The sequence below is a fragment of the Micromonospora sp. NPDC049580 genome (assembly GCF_040675595.1).
In the GTDB taxonomy this organism is placed as follows: domain Bacteria; phylum Actinomycetota; class Actinomycetes; order Mycobacteriales; family Micromonosporaceae; genus Micromonospora.
The window spans coordinates 1-8,003 of record NZ_JBFAPG010000299.1; the positions used below are offsets into that span (position 1 = coordinate 1).

At 72.4% G+C, this 8,003-nt stretch carries 7 protein-coding genes; 3 read left to right on the plus strand and 4 right to left on the minus strand.

Annotation, left to right across the window (positions count from 1 at the left end):
• The coding region (locus tag AB0J68_RS21775) for a sulfatase-like hydrolase/transferase (RefSeq protein ID WP_363940229.1) at nt 1–844 on the plus strand (844 nt) is incomplete at its 5' end.
• Between the two features lie 75 nt (nt 845–919).
• On the opposite strand, the gene AB0J68_RS21780 is transcribed toward AB0J68_RS21775, so the two are convergent.
• The 4 genes from AB0J68_RS21780 to AB0J68_RS21795 are packed head-to-tail and all read right to left on the minus strand — an operon-like array spanning nt 920 to nt 4,407.
• Nucleotides 920–1,897, minus strand: a complete 978-nt coding sequence (locus tag AB0J68_RS21780) for a hypothetical protein (protein ID WP_363940231.1) — start codon at nt 1,895–1,897, stop codon at nt 920–922.
• Nucleotides 1,884–3,107, minus strand: coding sequence for a HEAT repeat domain-containing protein (locus AB0J68_RS21785; RefSeq protein ID WP_363940233.1), 1,224 nt, complete (start codon nt 3,105–3,107; stop codon nt 1,884–1,886). The genes AB0J68_RS21780 and AB0J68_RS21785 overlap by 14 nt, the downstream gene beginning before the upstream one ends.
• Before the next feature lie 53 nt (nt 3,108–3,160).
• Nucleotides 3,161–3,754: a hypothetical protein gene (locus AB0J68_RS21790; RefSeq protein WP_363940235.1), complete on the minus strand. Its 594-nt coding sequence runs from the start codon at nt 3,752–3,754 to the stop codon at nt 3,161–3,163.
• Between the two features lie 59 nt (nt 3,755–3,813).
• Entirely contained in the window at nt 3,814–4,407 is a 594-nt protein-coding gene (locus AB0J68_RS21795) for a helix-turn-helix domain-containing protein (protein WP_363940237.1), read from the minus strand.
• A gap of 74 nt (nt 4,408–4,481) precedes the next feature.
• Here AB0J68_RS21795 and AB0J68_RS21800 point away from each other — a divergent pair, with 74 nt between their 5' ends.
• Both AB0J68_RS21800 and AB0J68_RS21805 read left to right on the plus strand, forming a co-directional pair.
• On the plus strand, nt 4,482–6,044 hold the full coding sequence (locus AB0J68_RS21800) for a bifunctional NAD(P)/FAD-dependent oxidoreductase/class I SAM-dependent methyltransferase (RefSeq protein WP_363940239.1): 1,563 nt from the start codon (nt 4,482–4,484) through the stop codon (nt 6,042–6,044).
• A 211-nt stretch (nt 6,045–6,255) separates the two neighbouring features.
• A complete protein-coding gene (locus AB0J68_RS21805) occupies nt 6,256–7,980 on the plus strand; it encodes a hypothetical protein (RefSeq protein ID WP_354860834.1) in 1,725 nt (574 codons plus the stop codon).
• The last annotated feature ends 23 nt before the right edge of the window (nt 7,981–8,003 follow it).

The following is an 8,003-nucleotide window of genomic DNA, read 5'->3' on the forward strand; positions in this document are numbered from 1 at the left end:
CGCGGCCGGGTACGCCGCGCGCAGCGGCTTCCTCACCTCCCCCACGTTCGGCGGGGGCAGCTGGTTGGCGCACGACACGCTGCTGTCCGGTCTGTGGACGGACAACGAGCAGCGGCACCGCAGCCTGCTGGCCAGCGACCGGCTCACCCTCAACGGCGCGTTCCGCCGGGCGGGCTGGCAGACCGTCGGGGTGCTCCCGGCGGCCACCCAGCCCTGGCCAGAGCAGGGTTTCTTCTCCTACGACCGCTACTACGACGCCGAGGCGCTCGGCTACCGGGGCCCGAAGTTCAGCTACGCGCCGATGCCCGACCAGTACACGCTGTCGTTCTTCCAGCGGCGGGTCCGCGCCGGTGCGGACCGTCCGATCATGGCGGAGATCCCGCTGATCTCCAGCCACTCGCCGTGGACGGCGGTGCCCCGCATGATCGGCTGGGACGAGGTGGGCGACGGTTCGATCTACCACAGTGACGCTGGCGCGAAGGACGACGGCAATGCCGACGACCGGGACACCGGCCGGATCCGGGCCGGCTACCGGCAGGCCGTCGCCTACTCACTCCAGGCGCTGATCTCCTATGTCCAGAGCTATGGTGACGACGATCTGGTGCTGGTCTTTCTCGGCGACCACCAGCCGGCCCCGGTGGTGACCGGTGAGGGGGCCAGCCGGGACGTGCCGATCACCATCGTCGCCCGGGATCCGGCGGTGCTGGACCGGGTCGCCGGTTGGGGCTGGCAGGACGGCCTGCGGCCCGGCCCGCAGGCGCCGGTGTGGCCGATGGACACCTTCCGCGACCGGTTCCTGACCACCTTCGGGCCGTCGACGTCACCTCTCGCCGCCCCGCGCTGAGAATCGCGAGGGTCGGACTGGAGGGTGACCGGTCCGGCCCTCGCGGAATGTCGCTCCACGCTGTGACGGTCGACGTCACCCCTTTGGCAGTGGCGCGAACGCGTCGGACATCCGCCACACTCTGTTCGCGACGTCGTAGACAGCCCTGCGAGTGACCTGCGCCGGGACCGATTGACCAAGCCGCCACGGTTCGGACGTAGCGTGCAGATCAACGGTCACTGCGTCCCGCGTCGTGCTGACGATCTCGCCGACCCAGTGCCGGCTCTCCTCGATCAGGCTCTCCACGGTCTCGACCTGCGGTGCCGTCACCTCCACCACCGAGGTGTCGACCAGCGCCGAGCCAACCAGCAGTGCCAGGAGACGGCCCAGGAGCGCCGTGGGTACCGCCCGGTCCGTCGTCTCGACCGAGACATAGCAGTCGTCATGCCCGGAGAACAACAGGCGCGAGCCGGGAAGAGCAGGCAGGACCGGCTCGTCGAACCCGGCGGTTCCGACAGCCACGATCATCTCGTCGAGGCGCTCGGCGGTCGGCGTACCCGCAAGGTCGAGCAGCGTCAGTTCGTAGGGTGACCAACCGGCCAGGAAGCGGGATAGCTGCTCCCGGTCGATCAGTAGGGCCTCTTCGCTGAGGCCGACGACGCCAGACGCCAGCACGCGAACATCATGCGCCTCGAAGCTGACGCCTTGCTCCGCCGCGATCCGCGACGGCAGCCACTGCTGGTACTCCTCGTCCAGGAAGCTGTTCGTCTCCAGGCCAACGACCATGATCGTGCCGTTGCCGGAAGGCATGAGCACGTCGGCCAGTTCCACGGCCCGCGCCGCAGTCGCACCGACCATCCAGGAGCCGTCCGTCTCGCGAACGCTGAAACTCAACGGGAAGGGCGTTCCGCTCACTCCCACGCTGTTCACGGAGAACGCGCCACGAGGTCCCACCCGGACCGCGGCGACGTCCGTGCGCACGTCGGCGACGGTGAGGTGCGGATTGAGCGCCCACGTCCCGGTCTCGGTGACCGGTCGATGGGCAACGATGTGCTCGTCGCTACCGTTGCTCATCAGCGCCGCCTCGTCCGTGCCCCGCGTCAGCGGCGTTGGGCTCGGCTAGTCGGCCGAGTTCGGTGGCAGCGAGCCGACGCAGAGTCGGGTCGGGATCGGTGGTGTAGCGGTGGAGGATCTCCGGCGCGGCGTCAGGAGCGAGACGTCGGACCAGAACCGCGACACGCTGGCGAACCATCGGGTCGCGGTCGTCCGCCACCTCCGCCAGGAGCTGCCCCCACTCCGATGAGCCGACACCGGCGCCGGCAAGGCCACTGATGGTCGCCGCCCGTACCACCGCCTCGTCGTCTCGCGCCAGCACCGCGAGCTGCGGCCGCACCCTCGGATCCGAGTCCACGGCCTTCGCGAGCGATGTGGCCGCTCGGGCCCTCAACCGGGGATCCGCCGCAGCGGCCATCGTCAGCAGCGTCGTGACCGCCGCCGGCCCCCCGACCGAGCCGAGGGCTTCCCCAGCCTCCTCGCGGACGTGCTGGTCCGGGTCCTGAAGCAGCCGCTGCAACGTCGGCGTCGCCTCGCGCACGCCGAGTCGCCCCAGCGTGTACGCGGTCATCGACCGCACCCGCGCCGCCGGGTCCGCGGCAACCGCCACCAGTGGCGTCACGGCGTCAGCCCGGCCGGTGTAGCCGAGTCTGCTCACTGCCGAGACCCGCACCCGCTCATCACGGTCCCTCAACGCCAGAACGAGTAGGCGAAACGCCCGGTCGTCGCCGGCGGGATCGGGGACCGAGCCGACCGCGATCGACCTGACCGTCGGGTCGGTGTCGGCCGCGGCGGCGGCCAGCAGGTCGAGATCCTCCGCCTCGACCACGAACCCCAGCGCCCACAACGCCACGCGACGCACCTCGGCCGTGTCACTCGTGACCGACTCCAGCACGATGCGCCGGCTGGCGTCCCGGTCCGTACCCAGCAGGTCGATGATCTCGGCCTGCAGACTGTCCTGGTCATCCCCCAGGTCGCGCGCTGCGGCGCCCAGCAACACCGGGAGCGCCGCCACCTTCTGGATGCCAGCCAGGACGCCGGCAATCAGGTCGCGGCCGTAGAAGTTCTTCTCGTCGAGGAACCGGGCCAGTGCCTGCTGAAGCAGTGGCACCAGGATGGTGTCCCCGCATGCCTGGAGCGAGGCGAGGGTCGGCGCTATCTCGTCGTAATCGTCCTCAAGCTCCACGGCATGCCGGACCACGGCTTCCAGGGCCGCACGGCTGTCAAACATCCCGGCACCATGCCACACCAGGAATCGTGCTGTTATCCCGCCCGGCTTCTCGTTCAGGCGGTGCTGTCGTCCCGCAGCCAGCCGACGAAGGCGCCCATCCGCTCGGCGCTCCAGCGTCTCCGGGCCGGGTACCCGTACCAACGGCCCTCTGCGATCTCGAAGCGACAACGCATGATGAGCCCGGGTCGGTAGACGGGGAGATCGATGCCCCGCTGTCTGGCGATCCCTTCCGCGGTGCTGATCAGACGATCGATCTCGCCGGGCTTCAGCTCGAGATCACCGGCGGCGGTGATGACCACCGCCAGCTCCGTCGTTCCGTGCCGTACGGGGCGGACGTCATCGTCGGCCGCCACTCCCAACTCCCGATCAATGAGCCGCGACACCTCGCCCTCGGTGACGCCCAAGGTCGCGTGGGTGAGCCGGGCCACCCGCTCAGCAAACCGGCGGATCTCCGCCGGGCTGTACAGGTCCAGACGCAGCCAGTCGACCATGACGATGAACATGCCGACCAGCACGCCCCCCAGGCTCCGTCTGTCGAGCTCCGCCCTCGCTCGCAGCCGACGCGCCAGCGGGACATTTCCGAGCAGGATGGCGTGCCAGTAGTGGCCCTGCGTCGTACTCAGCCCGCTCGTCCGCCCGGTGGCCATGCCCACACGGTAGGAACGACTCACAAGCAGAGCACCGGCCAGCAGGCCAGCTCGCCCGACTACCCCCGGTCGGAGGTGGCGGGGCGGGCGCGGACGTGCAGCCGCTCCCCCTGCGGCCCGAAGAGGCTGAGCGCCTCGGCGGTGCCGGGGCCGGGATTGAAGAAGAGGTGCGGGACGCGGGTGTCGAACTCGGCCACCTCCCCGGGCGTAAGGATGAGGTCGCGCTCACCGAGCAGCAGGCGCAGCCGGCCGGAGAGCACGTAGAGCCACTCGTACCCCTCGTGGACCTGCGGAGTGCGTCCGCCGGCGGACGGGTCCGGCGGGAAGATCTGCTTGAACGCTTGGAGGCCGCCCGGTCGGCGGGTCAGCGGCAGGTGCGTCACGCCGTGCCTGACGATCGGCGTGGGGCGTACGCGGGGGTCGCCGGTGGCCGGGGCGTCCACCAGCTCGTCCAGCGCCACCTGGTACGCCCGCGCCAGCGGGAGCAGCAGCTCCAGGGTGGGCCGGCGGGTGCCGGACTCCAGCCGGGACAGGGTGCTCACCGAGATGCCGGTCAGCTCGGCGAGCTGGGTCAGCGTGATGCCGCGCTGGTGGCGCAGGGCACGTAGCCGGGGACCGACGGCCGCCAGCGCGACGCTGTCCTCGTTTGCCATAACGGCAAGGATACTTGCCACCCGGGTTGCGGCGACGGATGGTGGGCTCAGCCGACAAGTAGGGGGACATTCCGGTGGACGAGACATACGACGTGGTGGTGGTGGGCGGCGGCGCGGCCGGGCTCAGCGGGGCCCTGGCGCTGAGCCGGGCCCGGCGGTCGGTGCTGGTGGTCGACTCCGGCGAGCCGCGTAACGCGCCGGCCGACCACGTGCACAACTACCTGGGCCGCGAGGGGACGCCGCCGGGCGAGCTGCTCGCGGCCGGACGCGCCGAGGTGGCCGGGTACGGCGGGCAGTTCCGCGCCGGCCGGGTCCAGACCGTCACCCGCGACGACGACGGCTTCCGGCTCGCCCTCGACGACGGGAATTCGGTGCGGGCCCGCCGCCTGCTGGTGGCCACCGGGCTCACCGACGAGTTGCCCGACGTGCCCGGGGTGGCGCAGCGGTGGGGCCGTGACGTGCTGCACTGCCCGTACTGCCACGGCTGGGAGGCGCGGGACCGGCGGGTCGGCGTGCTGGCGACCGGGCCGATGTCCGTGCACCAGGCCGAGATGTGGCGGCAGTGGACCTCCGACGTGCTGCTCCTGCTGCACGACGCCCCGACCCCGGACGAGGAGACGGCCGAGCGGCTGGCCGCCCGGGGCATCGCGGTGGTGCCCGGCCCGGTCGCCGCGCTGGAGGTGAACGGGGACGCGCTGAACGGAGTACGGCTCGCCGACGGCCGGGTGGTGGCGCTCGACGTGGTCGTGGTCACGACCCGCACGGCGCCCCGCGCCGACCTGCTGGTGGGGCTGGGCCTGGCCCCGGAGGAGGTGACGATGGGTGGGCACGTGATCGGCACCCAGATCCCGGCCGACGCGACCGGGGCGACGACCGTGCCGGGTGTCTGGGTGGCCGGTAACGTGGCCGACCTGCGTGGCCAGGTCATCACGTCCGCCGCCGCCGGCCTCGCCGCCGCGGCGGCGATCAACGCCGACCTCATCGTCGAGGACACCCGCGACGCGGTCACCGCGTACCGGCAGTTGGTGGCCACCACCTTCGAGGAGCCGGCGTGGGAGGAGCGGTACCAGGCCAAGCCGGCCGTCTGGAGTGGGCGCCCGAACCCACAACTGGTCGCCGAGGCCGCCGATCTGGCCCCGGGGCGGGCGCTGGACGTGGGCAGCGGCGAGGGCGCCGACGCGGTGTGGCTGGCCGAGCGCGGCTGGCGGGTGACCGCTGTGGACATCTCGACCACCGCGCTGACCCGGGCCGCCGAGCACGCCGAGACCGCCGGGGTAGGTGACCGGATCGAGTTCACGCACGCCGACCTGCGCGACAAGCCGCCCGCCGAGGAGGCGTACGACCTGGTGTCGGCGCAGTTCATGCACCTGCCGCCGACGCAGCGGCGGGAGTTGTTCGCCCGGCTGGCCGACGCGGTGGCCCCGGGCGGCCTGCTGCTGATCGTCGGGCACCACCCGTCGGACCTGTGGACGCCGGGGCACCGGATGCACATGCCCGACATGATGTACACCGCCGAGGACGTGGCCGCCTCGCTGGACCCGACCCGGTGGGACGTGCTCGTCACCGACACCCGCCCACGTCCCGGGCCGCACGACGTCGTCCACCACGACGCGGTCCTGCTGGCTCGCCGCCGCTGAACCGGCCGATCGTGGAGTCGTGGTGCATGACAAGAGCCGCGGATCAGGGCCTTTTGGGCACCGCGGCTCCACGATCGACCACGGTGTGGCGCGGAGGCGGGACGGGCCTTCGCACGGGGGTGGGCTCGGCGGTAGCGTTGCGCCACACTCACGGCCCGCAGGGGCGGTTGACCGCCGGCCCTGACGCCCCCGATCGTACGGAGGATGGTGCATGTCCATCGGCGCTGAGCCGCTCGCAGCACGCGACGACGCGGCCTCGCGGCCAACCTTCGAGCTCGCCCTGCGCGGCTACGACAAACGCCAGGTGGACCGGCACCTGGAGCAGCTCGACGGCCAGATCGCGATGCTCAGCGGCGAGCACGGACGTTCCGCGGTGCGGGTTCGTGAGCTGACCGCCGAGGTGCAGCGGCTGCGCGCCGAGCTGTCCGAGCTGCACGAGCAGCCGGTGCAGGTGGACCGCGCCTCGTTCCAGGATCTGGGCCCGATGGTCGGCGAGATCCTGACCCTCGCCGAGAAGCAGGCCGCCCTCATCACCGAGTCGGCCAGCGACCGGGCCAACGAGCTGCGCACCGAGGCCGAGCGGATCCTCGCCGACACCCGCGAGCGGGCCGCGCAGGCACGCCAGGACCTGTCGGAGGAGCTGGCCGCGCGGCGCACCGAGCAGGAACAGGCGTACGAGGAGCGGCGCGCCGTGGCCGAGGCCGAGCTGACCGCGATCCGGGAGCGCGCCGAGCAGTTGCGCGCCGACGGCGAGGCCGCGCACGAGCGCGCCCAGCACGAGGCGAAGCGCATCACCGAACAGAGCGCGCAGCAGCTCAACCAGACCCGGGTCGCCGCCGATGCCCTCATGAAGTCGGCCCGCACCCAGATCCAGCAGGAGGTTCAGGCCGCCCGGGCCAAGAACCAGCAGGAGATGGCCCAGTGGCAGGCCGGGGTGGAGCGCGAGGTCGCCGAGCGGCGCAGCGCCGCCGAGCAGGAGATCGCCGAGTTGCAGGCCGCCGCGGAGGAGGAGCTGGCCGAGCAGCGCAGCTCCACCGAGCAGCAGATCGCCGCGCTGCTGGCCGAGGCGCAGCAGCACGTGACCGAGCTGCGTAACCGGGCCGACGAGCAGGCGGCCAGCCACCAGGAGCAGCTGACCGCGCTCCAGCAGGAGATCGAGGAGCGCCGGCAGGAGTCGGCCCAGCTGCACGCCGAGCTGGCGACCGCCCAGCAGCAGCTCGCGGAGGTACGCCAGGAGGGCGAGACCCTGGAGAACGAGCTGTCCCGCGTCCAGCAGCGGTTGGGCGAGGTGCGCCGGGACCTGACCGCCGAGGCGGCCCGGCTGGACGAGGCCCGACGGGCCGGGGATTCCGCCGAGCGGCACGCCAAGGAGGTCCGCGCCCGGGTGCAACGCGAGGCGAAGCGGGTGGCCGACCTGGCCGCCGCCGCCGTGATGGCCGCCGCGGCCGGCGGCACGGAGACCGCCGAGTACCCGATGGTCGGCCCCCGGTCGAACCCGTCCCGCGCAGGTGTCGACCTGCTCCCCGTGGACCGGCCCGCGAGCGACCGCGCCGACGCCGACCGGCTCGACGCCGACGACACCCGGGCCGACCAAGCCCGGGCCGAGGTCGAGCATGCGGAGGTCACGCACGCCGATGCCACGCACGCCGGTGGTGAGCACGCCGATGCTGAGCATGCCGATGCTGAGCATGCCGGTGGTGAGCACGCCCATGCTGAGCACGCCGAGGCCGAGCACGCCGGTGGTGACCATGCCGACGGCGAGCGCCCGGGTGGGGCGCCCATGCGGTACCCGGTGGAGCCGGCCGACCGGACGGCCACGTCGGGGATGCCGACCAACGACGCCGAGCGGATCTTCACGCGACCCGAGGCCCCGACGCCCGTACCGTTCCTGGCCTTCGGGCAGCCGGTCAGCGACAACGGCACCGCCCGGCACTGACCTCGCCGGTGGCTGACCCGGGC